The organism is Mycolicibacterium parafortuitum (genome assembly GCF_010725485.1).
In the GTDB taxonomy this organism is placed as follows: domain Bacteria; phylum Actinomycetota; class Actinomycetes; order Mycobacteriales; family Mycobacteriaceae; genus Mycobacterium.
The window spans coordinates 4993598-5008065 of record NZ_AP022598.1; the positions used below are offsets into that span (position 1 = coordinate 4993598).

The window sequence follows — 14468 nt, forward strand, 5'->3', positions numbered from 1 at the left end:
CAGCGCGTTTTGAACGCCCGCGCGCGGGTACGCAGGCTCGGCGTTCGCCTTCCGGACAGTACCGCGGTGTAGATCACAGCCGCCCTCCCGGAAAGGCCTTTACCGCAGAGGAGTCGTCGTTGCTGCGTGTCGCTTCCGTGCCCGCGTCGCACATCTACGTCCGTCACCTGTCCGATCCTTCGGTCGCAGACGTGGTCCGATTGGCCGACCCGGTGCCCGCCGACGGCCGCAAGGTACCCGGCGGGTGGTGGCCGCCGCTGATGCTCGAACCCGGATGGGTCAGTGAGAACCACGACCGTTTCGACGTGTTCCATATCCATTTCGGTTTCGACGCCGTCGACGCCGCCACGCTGACCGCGGTGATGCAGGAACTCAAGGCGCACGCCAAACCGCTCGTCTACACCGTCCACGATCTGCGCAATCCCCATCATCCCGACCCCGAACCGCACATCCTGCAGCAGGATGTTCTCGTCGCCGCCGCCGACGCGCTGATCACGCTGACACCCGGTGCCGCACAGGAGATCCGACGCCGATGGGACAGAGACGCCCAGGTACTCCCGCACCCGCATGTGCTCGACCGGGACCGGATCGAGGCACCCCGTGCTGCGACAGACACCTTCACCGTCGGTGTGCACGTCAAAAGTATCCGCGCGAACATGGATCCGCTGCCGGTGCTGGAGGCGCTGACCGAGACCGTCTCCGGACTGCCCGCCGCCGAATTGGTCGTCAACATCCACGACGAAGTCTTCTTCCCCGACAACCACTGGTACGCACCGGATATCGGGGATGCCATCCGCTCCTTCGGACGCCACGAGCACGTCCGTGTCGTCGAGCATCCGTACTTCTGCGAGGACGAGCTCTGGGATTACCTGTCCTCGCTGGCGGTCTCGGTGCTGCCATACCGGTTCGGCACCCACTCCGGATGGCTGGAAGCCTGCTATGACCTGGGCACCGCCGTCGTGGCACCCTCGTGCGGCTTCTACGCCCAGCAGCGGCCGTGCCGCGAGTTCACGTTCACCGACGATGCGTTCGACGCCGACTCCCTGCACACCGCGGTGGAAGAGGCGTACTCCGACTGGCTCGGCGGCGTCGCCGCGCCGCGGGCCACATGGCGGCAGCGGCACAGCGAACGCGCGATGCTGGCCGAGGCACACCGCGGCATCTACGAACAGGTGCTCAGATGAGCGGCCCGCTGCGGATCGCGCTGATCGGATCGTCTCGCTTCCCCATCCGCCAGCCGTTCGCGGGCGGGCTGGAGGCCCACGTGTGGCACCTGGCCCGTGCCCTCGCTCGGCAGGGGCACAACGTATCCCTTTACGCCGCACCCGGTTCCGAAGTCGGCCTGGACTGCGCTTCGCTGACCGTGCGCCGCCTCGAACTGTCCGACGCCGCGCGCGCCGACGTGTCCATGCCCGCCGCGGACTTCATGTCCGAGCACCACGCCTATCTCGCGCTGATGCTGCAGCTGGCCGGGCCCGACGCCGACAGTTTCGACGTCGTGCACAACCACAGCCTGCACTACCTGCCGGTCGCGATGGCCTCGACACTGTCCACCCCGATGCTCACCACGGTGCACACCCCACCGACGCCGTGGCTGGAATCGGCGATCCAGGCCTGCGGTGGACACGGAACCCGCTTCGCCGCCGTCTCCGAGCACACCGCCACGACGTGGGCGGCTGCCGGCGTCCCGTTCACCGTGGTGCCCAACGGAATCGACGCCCGCGGCTGGCCGCTGGGGCCGGGCGGCGACTCGGTCGTCTGGTTCGGCCGCCTCACCCCGGAGAAGGCGCCGCATCTGGCCATCGATGCCGCCCGGATCGCCCGACGACCCATCACGCTGGCCGGACCGATCTCCGATCGGGCGTACTTCGCCGATCAGGTCGAACCCCGCCTCGGGCCCGACGCGCGTTACGCCGGCCATCTCACGCACCGGGATCTGGCCCGTCTGGTCGGCGCCGCGGCCGTCGCGCTCGTCACCCCGGTGTGGGACGAACCGTACGGCCTCGTGGTGGCCGAGGCGATGAGCTGCGGCACGCCGGTGGTCGCGTTCGACCGCGGCGGGATCCCCGAACTGCTGTCCGAGGAATCCGGGCGGCTGGTACCGCCGGACGACGTGCACGCGCTGGCCGCCGCGATCCCCGAGGCGGCACGGCTGGCGCGGCCCGGGGTGCGGGCACACGCGCTGCGCCGCTGCTCGGCCGGCGCGATGGTCGGCGCCTACCTGTCCCTCTACCGGCAGATGATCGCTGCCAGGAGCGAAAACGCAGATGATCGGCTACTACATCCACCATCATGGCTTCGGGCATCTGGCCCGGGCCGTCAGCATCAGCGCGCACCTGCGAAGGCCCGTCACGGCACTGACGTCTCGACCTGTGCCCCAACCACATCCGTTCTCCGCGATCGTCAACCTTCCCCGTGACGACGACGCCGATCGCGTCCACGAACCGACCGCGCACGGTGGGCTGCACTGGGCACCGCACCACGATCCGGGATACAGCGCCCGCATGCACACCCTCGCCCGGTGGGTGGCCGAGGCCCGCCCCGACGTGTGCGTGGTCGACGTGTCGGTCGAGGTCGCGATCTTTCTGCGGTTGCTCGGTGTCCCGGTCGTCGTCGTGACCCAGCCCGGCGAGCGCACCGACCCGCCCCACGACGTCGTCTATCGGATCGCCGACCACATCGTCGCGTCGTGGCCGCGGGAACTGAACACACCGCACTGGCTGCGCCCGCACGCCGGCAAGACATCCTTCGTCGGCGGGATCAGCCGCTTCGAGGGGCGCCGCCGAATCGATGACCACCACCGCGGGCCCGGCGATCTCGACGTGCTGCTGCTCGGCGGGGCGGGCGGCGGCTTCGACGCGCCGGCCCCGGAATCCGGTGCGTGCCATATCACCTGGCGGAGCCTGGGCGGCGGTTCCGGAAGCTGGGTCGAGGATCCCTGGGAGGCGATCTGCACCGCCGACGTCGTGGTCACGCACGCCGGCCAGAACAGCGTCGCCGACGTCGCTGCCGCGCGGCGCCCGGCCGTCGTGATCCCGCAGGCCCGCCCGTTCGACGAACAGCATGCCACCGCCGAGGTCCTGACCCGCCACCGGCTGGCCGTCACCGCCTCGGCGTGGCCCGCCGACGACGAGTGGCCGCGGCTGCTCGCCCGCGCCCGGGAGACGGACCCGTCCCGGTGGGAGCGATGGCAGGTCGACGGGGCCGCCGCTCGCGCCGCGGCGGCTATCGAGTCCACCGCGAAGCGCTGCCGAGGGCAGACATCATGAGAACCGCGGTGGTGACGATCGCGCACGGCAGGCACGACCACCTCAGCGGCCAGCTCCGGGGTCTGAGGTCAGGCACGAACCACCCCGACCTGCACGTCGTCGTCGCCCTCGACGATCCCGCGATCGCCGGGGTCATACGCGCGCACCCCGGGTACGCCACAGGGCACGCCACCGTGATCGAATGTCCTGCCGGCGCGCATCTGCCGCTCGCCAGAGCCCGCAATATCGGCGCCGCGCACGCCCTCGAGGCGGGCGCGGACATGATCGTCTTCCTCGACGTGGACTGCATCCCGTCCCCGACGCTGGTGGCGCGCTACCGCGCCGTCGCCGCCGACCCGCGGCACCAGGACGCGCTGCTGTGCGGGCCGGTCACCTACCTGCCACCGGCCGGACCGTCGGGGTATGACCTGGGCAGGCTCGCCGAGGCCGTCGACCCGCACCCGGCCCGGCCGTGCCCGCCCGACGACGCCGTCCACGACACCGGTGACTATGCGCTGTTCTGGTCGCTGTCGTTCGCGCTGACCGCGCCCACCTGGCACACCGTCGGCGGATTCTGTGAGGACTACGAGGGTTACGGCGGGGAGGACACCGATTTCGCCCGCTGTGCCGAGGCCCGCGGCGTGCCGATGCGGTGGGTCGGCGGCGCGCACGCTTTCCACCAGCACCACGACGTGCAGAAGCCGCCGGTGGATCACCTCGACGACATCGTGCGCAATGCCTACGTGTTCCACCGGCGCTGGGGCCGGTGGCCGATGGAGGGCTGGCTGTCGGCGTTCGAGGAGCGCGGGCTGATCACCCGCGGTCCCGACGGGACACCGCGCCTGGTTCAGCTGAGCGGCTCCAACTGATCGTCGTCGAGGAATACCAACTGGCCGTCGTCGAGCGCGACCGCCCAGCGCCGGGAGCGCACGGTGTTCTGGGCATCGACGACCACTGGTGTGCCCGCCAGGTCTCCGAAGTCCTCGACGATCTCGCCCGTTGCCGGATCGTCTCCGACGGTGCGGACCCGACAACCGACGGCCAGGCCCGTCGTGTCGTCGCCGTTCACTTGTGCCATTTCTGCACTCTATCGCCGACGGGCCCCGTTGCGGGCAAATCTGTCGGCCGCGTCCGCGCAGGCCGCGTGGCTGCCACACTGGACGCGTGACGGAGATCGGCCCCTCGCCAGGGCTGCGGGAACGCAAGAAGGCGGCCACTCGGCTCGCCATCCGGCGGGAGGCGTTCCGGCTGTTCGAGATCCAGGGCTACGCCCACACCACCGTCGAGCAGATCGCCGAGGCCGCCGAGGTCTCGGCCAGCACGTTCTACCGGTACTTCCCGGTCAAGGAAGCCGTCCTGATCTCCGACGACCACACCCAGCCGATCGTCGACGCGTTCGTGGCCGCCCCCGCGGAGCTCAGCCCGGTCGCGGCGTACCGATACGCGGTCGGGCAGGTATTCGGTGGGCTCTCGGATGCCGAGCGGGAGAACGCGATCGTCGGTCAGCGGTTGCTCTACACGGTGCCCGATGCCCGGGGGCTGATCTACAGCGAGTACACCCGGCTGATCGATCTGGTCACCGACGCGTTGGTGCACCGGCTGGCCGCACCCACCGGCCGCACCGAACGCAGGGTGATCGCCGCCGCGATCGTCGGCGTGTTGATCGCGATGTCGGACAACAGCCCGCTACCGGGTGCGGACCTCGACCGCGCGCTGACGATTCTGGATAGCAGATTCGCTTAACGGATCGCGGCGGTTCCGATCTGTGCGAGAATGAGCACCCACTGAACCAGGTTCCGTGTTCGAGGGTTCCGGTTCGGGTTGTCGTTCAGCATTCAGCGCCAACACCACTGACATCGTCGCGCTCGCGCGACAGAAGGCATCGTCGCGCCCGCGCGAAAGAAGGCACTGAAGGGATCCTCATGACAGCCCCCACCCGATCGGTCGATGTCCTGCTCGTCGAAGACGACGCCGGCGATGAGCTGATCACCCGAGAAGCGTTCGAGCAGAACAAGATAGCCAACACCCTGCACGTGGCCCGCGACGGCCAGGAGGGACTGGACTTCCTGTACCGGCGCGGCGCGCACGAGACCGCGCCGCGGCCCGACCTGGTGTTGCTCGACCTGAACCTGCCCAAGTACGACGGGCGCCAGCTGCTCGAACAGATCAAGTCCGATCCGGAGCTGTGCGACATCCCGATCGTCGTGCTCACCACCTCCTCCGCCGAGGAAGACGTGCTGCGCAGCTACAAATTGCACGCGAACGCGTACGTGACCAAGCCCGTGGACCTCGATCAGTTCATGAGCGCCGTACGCCAGATCGACGAGTTCTTCGTCCAGGTGGTGCGCCTGCCCGGCCACTGAGGGCTACGGAATCCGTCGCGCTCGCGGCCAAGGATTGACGTAGGCGTCATTTAGAACACTGCCGGATATCCGAAAAGTCCGGTTAGAGCCGAGTTTCGGCAATTTGTCCCAAGTGTTTCGCATGCTTCGGATTTCGTACTACTCTGGATTCCGGTTGAGCTGCCAGCCAGCGGAAGCGCCATTCGGCGCGCCCTCCTGGCGGTAGACGACCTGCGAGGCTCCTTTCCGCACTGACCGTGAAAGTGAGAATGGTAGCCATCAAGACGGAACGGATCTTCAGCTCCCCCATCTCGGCCGACGACGACCAAATGCGTTGCGGCGCAGCAGTTTTCTCGGCCCGTTCGTGTTCCGATCACCGCCTCGCGGTGGCGGTGCAGGGCGAGGTGGACGCGGTCAACGGCCGAGATCTCGCACGCTACGTCGAACGGCACGCCCGGATCTCGCGGCAACTGGTGCTCGACCTGCGCGCCGTCGACTTCTTCGGAAGCCAGGGTTTCACCGCGCTGTTCTACATCAGCGTGCACTGCGCCCGCAGCGACGTGGACTGGGCGATCGTGGCCAGCCCGCCCGTGCGACGGCTGCTGGCGATCTGTGATCCGCAGTCAGAACTGCCGTTGGCCGACGATCTCGCGTCGGCGCTGGAGCGACTGGACCGGCTCGCGCATCGCCGCGCCCCGCTGGTGTGGTCGGGACGGTCGGGCTGGCGCACCGGCTGATCTTGTTTGCCGGAACCTGGTTTGGATGCGGCACCGGCTGGGCAACAAGTATCCCCATGACGCACGCGAAAGTTTTTCTGATGTCAGCGGTGGCGGCGATGGCTGTGCTCAGCGGCTGCTCCCAGGTCACGAACGATGGTGGCGACACCACGTGCGCCGACTTCGCCGGGGCCGACGAGAAGAAGCAGAACGAAGCCATCACCAAGATGCTCACCGACGAAGGCAAGAACGAGCCGGCCAACGCCGAGCTGACCGGAACCCGCCTGTCGATCACCGCGTTCTGCCAGACCGTCGGCAAGCAGGACAGCACCATCAAGGAAGCCCCCCACCTGTAGATGACGTCCGTCACAACCCGTGGGCCCCGGCGGGGTGAGCGGGTATTGGACGGTCAGCTCGAAAACCACCCACATGGCGAAAGGAAATCCGATGGGCGACAGCGGACCTGAGAATGCAGTCGAAGGCGTCGTCGAAGACGTCAAGGGCAAGGCGAAGGAAGTCATCGGCATCGTGACCGACAACGACGGCCTGCGCGAAGAAGGCCGCGCCCAGCAGGACAAGGCGGAGGCCGAACGCGACGTCGCGAAGAAGGAAGCCGAAGCCGAGGCGGCCCGCGCAGCGGCGAGTGCCGCGGAGGCCCGTCAGGAAAGCGCCGAGAGCGCCAAGTAGCACAGCACCGCGAATCGGGCCTCACCCTCATGGGTGGGGCCCGAGTTCGTCGGTCCCGGACTCCGGGGTGCAGCGCGCATCGGTTAAGGTCACCGTGGCCGGTCGGCCCGACCGGCCCCGATGAGCAGGCAGGAAGCCGGTGTGAATCCGGCACGGTCCCGCCACTGTGACCGGGGAGCGAACCCCGCCACGACCACGGCGCACAGCTGGAAGGTCGGGGTGAGCGCTGATCCGGGAGTCAGGATACTGCTCTCGTCGGCCCTCTTACTGGGACGTGGAAATCCCGGATGGAGCCGATATCGTGCTGTCTCGACCCTTTCGACTGACGGCAGCCCTGCTGTGTCTCATCTTCTTCGGCGCGGCGCTGACCGGGTGCGGTGCACCCGCCGGCGACGCGCCGCCCGCGGCCGCCGCGGACAACTGCGGCCGCGCGGTACACCTCGACGCCCCACCCGAGCGGGCGGTCGGCTACTTCCAGCACCCCGTCGAGTTGATGCTCGCGCTCGGCCTGCAGGACTCGATCGTGGCGACCGTCTACCCGGACAACCCGCCGCTGCCACGCTATGCCGAGGCCTACCAAACGATTCCACAGCTTTCCGACAAGGACGCGTCCTTCGAGCAGATCCTCTCGACGGCACCGGATTTCGTCTACGGCGGCTACGGCAGCGCGTTCGACGACACCGCGGGACGGTCACGACAGGCCTTCGACGACGCCGGGATCGCCACCTACCTGAATCCGGAGTACTGCGCCACGGGCCCCATCACGATGGACCATGTGTACGCCGAGATCACGACGATCGCAGGCCTTTTCGGCGTGCCGCACCGTGCCGACGGGCTGATCCAGGAGATGCGTGCCGCGGTCGAGGCGGGGCGGGCCCCGGTCGACGGGGTCGAGCCGGCCCGGGTGTTCGTCTACGACAGCGGAGAGGACACCGCGTTCACCGCGGGCCGGCAGGGTATCGGCGACCAGATCATCCGCCTCGCAGGAGGAACCAACGTCTTCTCCGACGTCGAGGACACCTTCGCCGACGTCTCCTGGGAACAGGTGGTACAGCGCGATCCTGAGGTCATCGTGATCTACGACTACTTCGGTACCCCGTCGATCGAGGACAAGAAGGCATTCCTGCGCAGCCGCCCCGAACTCGCGGACGTGGCGGCGATCCGCGACGACCGTTTCGCGGTGCTGACGCTGCAGGACGCGGTCCTCGGCGTGCGGGCGCCGTACGCGGTCGAAACCCTGGCCCGGCAGCTGCATCCGGACCGCTTCGCGTGACCGCGCCCGTTTCCTCCGGCGCCGACCGGGCACGGCGCGCGCTGAAGAAGGTCGGCATGATCGGCTCCTACTTCAGTGTCGGCGTGGGCGCCTGCGACGGCTTCGTGGTGGTCGACGAGTTCTGCGCGGCCGGGCATCTCGACGCCGCGCTCGCGGCTGTCGCGCATCGGATCGGCAGCGACGAGGCCCGGGTCGCCGCGTCATCGCTGCAATACGAATTCGCCGAACGGCTGTGGTCGATAAGCCTCGGGTGCTGGCATCTCGACGAGGTGGTCCCCGATCTGCGCTCGCTGGTCTGTCAGGCCGCGCCCAACGGCCGGATCAGGTTCCGGATCGCCGAACCCGACGGTGTCGAGCAGGCCGGCCCGGAACCCGCCCGCATCGCGAGGTCGATCGCCGCTCAGGTGATCCCGCACCTGAACACGGTGCATCACAGGCTGCGCGCGACCACCCGCGTGGCGGACGGGCTGCTGTGGGGCAACGCGGCCACCGGGGCCGCCCTGGCCACCCGGACCCTGACGGCGCGCGACGGCGACCGGCGGGTGGGAGAGGTGGCGAAGATGTTGCTGGCCTCGCCGCCGATGGCGGGTCACCTGCACGACAGCGAGATCCTCCGGCGGCGCACCTGTTGTCTGTACTACCGCACCGCGGCGCGCCGCACCTGTGGGGACTGTCCGCTCGCCGGATCCGTCGCCGCCAGCAGGCGCGCGCGCCGGTGAGCGTACGCCTGAGATACCCGGCCATCATCGCGGGACTGGCTGCGCTGCTGGTGATCTCGATGATCGCGGGCCTGGCCGTCGGCTCGATCGCGATTCCGCCCGGCGATGTCGCGCGCATCCTCGCGCATCAGATCGCCCCGGGCCTGGTGGATGCGAGCGGCCCGGCGCACTACCAGACCGTCGTCGCGCAGGTACGCGGGCCGCGGGTGCTGCTCGGCGCAACCGTGGGCGCCGGGCTGGCCGTGATCGGCATGACGTTGCAGGCGCTGGTGCGCAATCCGCTCGCCGACCCGTACCTGCTCGGCGTGTCCTCGGGCGCCTCCGTCGGGGCCGTCGGCGTCATCGTCTTCGGCGCGGCCCTCGCCGGAACGGTGACGACGTCCGTCGCGGCATTCGCGGGATCGCTGACGGCGCTGCTGCTGGTGTACGGGCTGTCGCGCTCCGGGGGCCGGATCACCACCACGCGGTTGGTGCTGGCCGGGGTGGCCGTCGCGTACGTGCTGTCGGCCGTGACCAGCCTGCTGCTGCTCACGGCCCGCACCGGAGACCAGGCGCGGCAGGTGCTGACGTGGCTGCTCGGCGGGCTGGGCGGGGCGCGGTGGGACACGCTGTGGCTGCCCGTCCTCGTCGTCGGTGTCGGCCTCGCGCTGCTGCTCGCGCACGGCCGGACCCTGAACGTGCTGTTGGCCGGCGACGATGCGGCGACGACGATGGGCGTTGACATCCAACGGTTTCGGGCCCGTTCGTTCGTGCTGACGTCGCTGCTGACCGGTGTGCTGGTGGCGGCCAGCGGGCCGATCGGCTTCGTCGGGCTGATCCTCCCCCATGCCGTGCGACTGCTCGTCGGCAGCGACCACCGCCGCGCCCTGCCCGCGGCCGCGCTGGCCGGCGCGAGCTTCCTGGTGGTGGCCGACATCGCCGCGCGCACACTGGCTTCGCCCCAGGAGATCCCGGTGGGGGTGCTGACAGCGTTGTGCGGCGGGCCGTTCTTCCTGTGGCTGCTGCGCCGCGACGCCCGCCGCGCCGCCACGGGCGGCCCGGCATGACGCCGGCCGGCCTGCGCGCCTCGCAGCTCTGCGTCGATCTGGGTGGCCGTCGCATCATCGACGATGTGTCGCTGGACGCGGCGCCCGGTGCGGTGGTCGGCGTCGTCGGACCCAACGGATGCGGTAAGTCGACCCTGGTGCGCACTCTCGGCCGGATCCTGCGCCCGACGTCGGGGACGGTGCACCTCGACGGCACCGACATCGCGTCGATGAGTGCGCGTCGCGTCGCGCAGACCGTTGCCGCCGTACTGCAGGACTCCACCGGTGATTTCGACCTTCGGGTGCGTGACGTCGTCGCGATGGGACGGGCACCGCACAAGCGGATGTTCGACGGCGACAACGCATCTGACGCACGCATCGTCGCCGAATCGCTGGCCGCGGTCGACGCCACCCACCTGGCCGAGCGACCGTTCGCGCTGATGTCGGGAGGTGAGCGACAGCGGGTGCTGGTGGCCCGCGCCCTCGCTCAACAGCCGCGGCTGCTGCTCATGGACGAGCCGACCAATCACCTCGACGTCCGGCACATCTTCGACGTGCTGGCATTGCCGGCGGCGATCGGCGTCACCGCCGTCATCGCCCTGCACGACCTGAACCTGGCCGCGCACTACTGCGACGTCATCCACGTGTTGTGCGAGGGCAAGCAGATCGCGGCCGGACCGCCGGCGGAGGTGTTCACCGGTGAGCTGATCGCCGATGTCTGGAACGTGAGCGCGACCGTGGTCGCGCACCCGGGGACCGGCAGGCCGCACATCTACTTCGACCCGGGGGCTGTACCGGTGCGGCCGTGAGAGCCGAAGACACCCCCTTTTTCTAACGAGAGCGTCATTTCTCTTTCGCGGGACCGGCAGGGACTGCATCCTGAAGGTGCCGCCGATGCCGAAACCGAGGTGGGGGTTCACTGATGCGCTCCGCGACCTCGTTGATCGTGTTTCCCCTCGTCTACGCCCTGTCGGTAGCCGCTGGGCGGGCGACCCGACTAGGTGGCGGCGAGGTTGCGCTGTTGTGGCCGGCGGCGGCGGTCGGAGTGATCTGGCTGCTGTCGGCGAGACAACGCGGCAGGCGGGCGTGGGTGGTGCACGTCGCCCTTCTGGCTGTCGCTGCGTTCATGACGAACCTGGCAACAGGAGCGTCGGTACCCCTGAGCCTGTGGTTCGTCCTTGTCAACGTTGTGTTGTCCGTCGTCACCGTCGAGACACTGGCTGCCGGCCGAGGAGAAGTCGAGCTTCGCGACCCTGCCGACTTCGCCCACCTCGTCGCCGCCGTGGCGGCAGGTACCTGTGCGGCCGCGGTGCTGGCGACGGGGTACTTCGTGGTCGCCTTCGAGGCACCGGTGTGGGAGACATTCGCCCTCTTCGCTGTGCGCAACGGCGCGACGGCGCTTCTCGGACTGTCGATCTGGCTGATTTTGCGCAACAGACCGCTACGACCGCGACGCTATAGTGCGGCATCGGTCAGCGAGGCGCTTCTGGTCAGCTGTGGGCTGGCTGTCGTGTTCTTCTGGACGTACTGGCTGAATTACGGCCAACCCATAGCTTTCATCTCGTTGGTGCCCGCCATGTGGGTCGCGCTGCGGTACAGCACGCCGGTCAGCACGGTGTTCCTGCTGGCTGCAGGCGCGTGGATCGTTTACACGACGCTGTCCGACAGGGGATTCACCGTCGACGATGTTCAGATGCGCGCGCTGCTGGCACAAGGGATGGTCTGCAGTCTGACTCTGGTCGTGCTGACACTGTCGCTCTACCGCGACTCGCGCGCACGACTGATCGCCGAACTCGAACAGGCGCGCGACAGGGCGGATCATCTCGCGTCGCATGACCCACTGACCGGATTGGCCAATCGCGCACTGTTCACTGAGCGGGTTGAGCGCGCCCTAGAGCGAGCACGGGAAGGCGTTTCGGGTGGCGTGGGTCTGATCCTCCTCGACCTCGACGGCTTCAAGGCAGTCAACGACACATGGGGACATGCCGAAGGCGACGACGTGCTTCTCGAAGTATCAGCGCGGGTGGCAGCGGCGATCGAACCGACCGACACCGCGGCCCGACTGGGGGGTGACGAGTTCGCGGTGTTGTGTCCTGCAACGTGCGACATTGCGCAAGTAGAGGTGATCGCAGAGCGGCTTCGAGCAGATCTTCGTCGACCCATCACACTCAGCGCCGGAGATAGCTACGACCAACTTTCGGTCAGCGTCGGCGTCGTGATAGGGCACGGCCAGTGTGACGCCCAGACCCTGCTGCGGCAGGCAGATACGTTGATGTATCACGCCAAACGAAGCGGCAAAGATTGCGTGAGTATCGGCTTTTCACCGCAGAAATGAACTTGCCCGTTGTGGCCCACATCGCGGGGCTACCGCGATGGTGTGTGGTGGTCCCGGCTGGGTTCGAACCAGCGACCTTCCGCGTGTGAGGCGGACGCTCTCCCACTGAGCTACGAGACCGGGTATTCGACAGAGCCGAACGAGGCAGAAGACTAACACGCGGCGGTTCCGTCCCGGGAATCCGCTGGGCGCGACCCGTCTTCGGCCGTATACGCCTCACAGGGTGTGGCTGGATTCCCGCAGCTGCGCCGGCGAACCCGCCGGCATACGGTTGTCGTACTCCGACGGGTACGGCTTCCTCCTCGCCCGCGAGGCATGCCAGCTGTTTTGACCAGGAGTTTCGGGCTGCGGCGCGCCGTGCGAACAAGGGATTTGTATATGCCGAGCTGCGTGGACTAATGTCGTGCATCGCGACGGACGACGAACTCGCCCGTAGCACGCGGATGTAGCGCAGTTGGTAGCGCATCACCTTGCCAAGGTGAGGGTCGCGGGTTCGAATCCCGTCATCCGCTCGAGGATGCGTGGCATCAATCCCAGCGGTGGAGTGGCCGAGTGGTGAGGCAACGGCCTGCAAAGCCGTGCACACGGGTTCGATTCCCGTCTCCACCTCCGAAGACGTCCCGGCGCGATTAGCTCAGCGGGAGAGCGCTTCCCTGACACGGAAGAGGTCACTGGTTCAATCCCAGTATCGCGCACCAGTATCGCCGCAGGTCAAACTATATATATAGTTTATCTAATTTGATCCATACCAGATGCCATACCAGATGTGGGTCAAAGTCACGGTGCATTACTCCCATCACCGCAGGTCAATGCCTGCGATACTGGGAGATTCCCAGTATCGCAATTTCAAGGGTTTCCCAGCAAAGTTTGCTGGGAAACCCTTACGGCCATGCGCAGCCTTCCGATGCTCTACACCATGCGGTCGTGACCGCGCGATACCGCCCGACTTTGACTACTACGGAACCAGACGTAGTGAATATCACAGTTACTTCCTCTGCGCGCGGAGTCGCGATGCACTCCAGGAGAGCGACGGACGGCCCCCACTCGATCCTGATCTCATGCCCAGGTGGTCCCTGTTCGCGCCAGACGAGCCGTATGACTGTCCAGGTGACTCACTGGTGGTTTACGGGCGTGTCATTGCTCTACAGCCTGCGTAGCGACCGCTCAGCGATCACTAGTCTTCCAAACTAGCTACGCGGGTTCGATTCCCGTCGCCCACTCCACCAGGACCAGCGCATGGCCGGTCGAACTCGGTTTCGACCGCCCATGCGGTCCCGCATCCGTCCCGTACACCGGGGCCGTTGCCGCTCCGCGACGCTGCGTTGTTGTTGGGATCAAAGAGCCTGTTGAGACCTGTGTGACGCATGTTGCGCCGACGTCAAATCCGGCGCGCAATGCAGCGGCGTGTCGTCTTGCCTGCGCAACCTCTACTCGTAACGTGATTCTCAGCCGAGCACAGGAAGGGAGGTCGGCAGCTGTGGACGTGGCAAAGGTGCTGAAAGACGCATGGCAGGCCGTCGAGGATTCCGGCGTCCCGAAGGAAATGCAAGAGATCGCCTTCAATCGCGCCGTCGACCTCTATGGGTACGCACCGTCCGTAGCGCAGCCGCCAATCACTGCACCTTCACCCGATGTGGCGTCGAACGGCTCGGGCAATACGACGGGTTCGGGTGCATCGACCGGCACCATCAAGTCGGAGTCAGCCTTCTACGAGTCAATGTGCAAGGCGACTGGCATTAGCGAAGACGCCCTATTAAGGCTCATCGACATCCATGAGGGCGCACCGCGCATCGCGCTGAAGGCATCCCAACTTCCGAACGCGGCCGCCAAGGCGCAGAAGGTTGTTTCTCTATTGATCATCCTCGCCAGGCATTACTACAACGACGAGAACGAAGTAGCGCTCTCCTACTGTTTGGCGGAATGCAAGCGCCTAAGTTGCCTCAACGACAACTTCAAGCGCGACGTTGGCCGCATCGACGACCTACTGCTCACCGGGACGGGCACCGATACCAAGGCGAAGGTGCGCGAGCCGCTTGTGAAGTCAGCGAAGGAATCGTTGAAGAAGCTCGGGGTTAGCGTCGAGTGAGTGCGGCTGGCAATCTTGCTGCAGTTGAGGCGGGATT

The 14468-nt window shown here is 67.4% G+C and carries 16 protein-coding genes, 4 tRNA genes and 1 riboswitch; of the genes, 18 read left to right on the top strand and 2 right to left on the bottom strand.

Annotated elements, in window-relative coordinates:
- The first annotated feature begins 119 nt into the window (after positions 1–119).
- Genes NTM_RS23450 through NTM_RS23465 form a run of 4 tightly spaced genes read left to right on the top strand, consistent with a single transcriptional unit; the run spans position 120 to position 4117 of the window.
- Complete coding sequence (locus tag NTM_RS23450) at positions 120–1184, top strand: glycosyltransferase family protein (protein ID WP_163768314.1); 1065 nt, start codon at positions 120–122, stop codon at positions 1182–1184.
- Positions 1181–2419: a glycosyltransferase gene (locus NTM_RS23455; protein ID WP_163768318.1), complete on the top strand. Its 1239-nt coding sequence runs from the start codon at positions 1181–1183 to the stop codon at positions 2417–2419. The genes NTM_RS23450 and NTM_RS23455 overlap by 4 nt, the downstream gene beginning before the upstream one ends.
- Positions 2373–3269 (top strand): glycosyltransferase, encoded by an 897-nt coding sequence (locus tag NTM_RS23460; protein WP_163768320.1) that lies wholly within the window; start codon positions 2373–2375, stop codon positions 3267–3269. Before NTM_RS23455 ends, NTM_RS23460 begins: the two co-directional genes overlap by 47 nt.
- On the top strand, positions 3266–4117 hold the full coding sequence (locus tag NTM_RS23465) for a glycosyltransferase family 2 protein (protein WP_163768323.1): 852 nt from the start codon (positions 3266–3268) through the stop codon (positions 4115–4117). The genes NTM_RS23460 and NTM_RS23465 overlap by 4 nt, the downstream gene beginning before the upstream one ends.
- On the opposite strand, the gene NTM_RS23470 is transcribed toward NTM_RS23465, so the two are convergent.
- The gene (locus NTM_RS23470) at positions 4096–4326 is read right to left on the bottom strand and encodes a hypothetical protein (protein WP_104861586.1); all 231 of its coding nucleotides are present in this window, start codon (positions 4324–4326) and stop codon (positions 4096–4098) included. The genes NTM_RS23465 and NTM_RS23470 overlap by 22 nt on opposite strands.
- Positions 4327–4412: 86 nt before the next feature.
- Here NTM_RS23470 and NTM_RS23475 point away from each other — a divergent pair, with 86 nt between their 5' ends.
- From NTM_RS23475 to NTM_RS23520, 10 genes are all read left to right on the top strand, one after another.
- The gene (locus tag NTM_RS23475; RefSeq protein ID WP_232079821.1) at positions 4413–4991 is read left to right on the top strand and encodes a TetR/AcrR family transcriptional regulator; all 579 of its coding nucleotides are present in this window, start codon (positions 4413–4415) and stop codon (positions 4989–4991) included.
- A gap of 179 nt (positions 4992–5170) precedes the next feature.
- Positions 5171–5611 (top strand): response regulator, encoded by a 441-nt coding sequence (locus NTM_RS23480; RefSeq protein WP_104861463.1) that lies wholly within the window; start codon positions 5171–5173, stop codon positions 5609–5611.
- A 248-nt stretch (positions 5612–5859) separates the two neighbouring features.
- The gene (locus tag NTM_RS23485; protein WP_104861462.1) at positions 5860–6327 is read left to right on the top strand and encodes an STAS domain-containing protein; all 468 of its coding nucleotides are present in this window, start codon (positions 5860–5862) and stop codon (positions 6325–6327) included.
- An 80-nt stretch (positions 6328–6407) separates the two neighbouring features.
- The gene (locus tag NTM_RS23490; RefSeq protein WP_232079822.1) at positions 6408–6662 is read left to right on the top strand and encodes a hypothetical protein; all 255 of its coding nucleotides are present in this window, start codon (positions 6408–6410) and stop codon (positions 6660–6662) included.
- Between the two features lie 91 nt (positions 6663–6753).
- A complete protein-coding gene (gene mbp1 / locus NTM_RS23495; RefSeq protein ID WP_104861461.1) occupies positions 6754–6993 on the top strand; it encodes a microaggregate-binding protein 1 in 240 nt (79 codons plus the stop codon).
- A gap of 129 nt (positions 6994–7122) precedes the next feature.
- Positions 7123–7242, top strand: a riboswitch (cobalamin riboswitch).
- 52 nt (positions 7243–7294) lie between these two features.
- Positions 7295–8266, top strand: coding sequence for an ABC transporter substrate-binding protein (locus NTM_RS23500; RefSeq protein WP_232079823.1), 972 nt, complete (start codon positions 7295–7297; stop codon positions 8264–8266).
- The gene (locus NTM_RS23505; RefSeq protein WP_104861460.1) at positions 8263–8985 is read left to right on the top strand and encodes a (2Fe-2S)-binding protein; all 723 of its coding nucleotides are present in this window, start codon (positions 8263–8265) and stop codon (positions 8983–8985) included. Before NTM_RS23500 ends, NTM_RS23505 begins: the two co-directional genes overlap by 4 nt.
- Positions 8982–10031, top strand: coding sequence for a FecCD family ABC transporter permease (locus tag NTM_RS23510; RefSeq protein WP_272955240.1), 1050 nt, complete (start codon positions 8982–8984; stop codon positions 10029–10031). The genes NTM_RS23505 and NTM_RS23510 overlap by 4 nt, the downstream gene beginning before the upstream one ends.
- Entirely contained in the window at positions 10028–10819 is a 792-nt protein-coding gene (locus tag NTM_RS23515) for an ABC transporter ATP-binding protein (protein ID WP_104861584.1), read from the top strand. The genes NTM_RS23510 and NTM_RS23515 overlap by 4 nt, the downstream gene beginning before the upstream one ends.
- Before the next feature lie 113 nt (positions 10820–10932).
- Positions 10933–12345 carry a GGDEF domain-containing protein gene (locus NTM_RS23520; protein ID WP_163768338.1) on the top strand — a complete coding sequence of 471 codons (1413 nt, stop codon included), beginning with the start codon at positions 10933–10935 and terminating at the stop codon, positions 12343–12345.
- Between the two features lie 45 nt (positions 12346–12390).
- On the opposite strand, the gene NTM_RS23525 is transcribed toward NTM_RS23520, so the two are convergent.
- Positions 12391–12465 (bottom strand) — tRNA-Val (locus NTM_RS23525).
- Positions 12466–12784: 319 nt separating this feature from the next.
- Here NTM_RS23525 and NTM_RS23530 point away from each other — a divergent pair.
- The 4 genes from NTM_RS23530 (at position 12785) to NTM_RS23545 (ending at position 14431) form a co-directional block, all read left to right on the top strand.
- A tRNA-Gly gene (locus tag NTM_RS23530) sits at positions 12785–12857 on the top strand.
- A 26-nt stretch (positions 12858–12883) separates the two neighbouring features.
- Positions 12884–12954: transfer RNA gene (locus tag NTM_RS23535), tRNA-Cys, on the top strand.
- A 14-nt stretch (positions 12955–12968) separates the two neighbouring features.
- Positions 12969–13043 (top strand) — tRNA-Val (locus tag NTM_RS23540).
- 785 nt (positions 13044–13828) lie between these two features.
- Positions 13829–14431 (top strand): hypothetical protein, encoded by a 603-nt coding sequence (locus NTM_RS23545; protein ID WP_163768341.1) that lies wholly within the window; start codon positions 13829–13831, stop codon positions 14429–14431.
- The last annotated feature ends 37 nt before the right edge of the window (positions 14432–14468 follow it).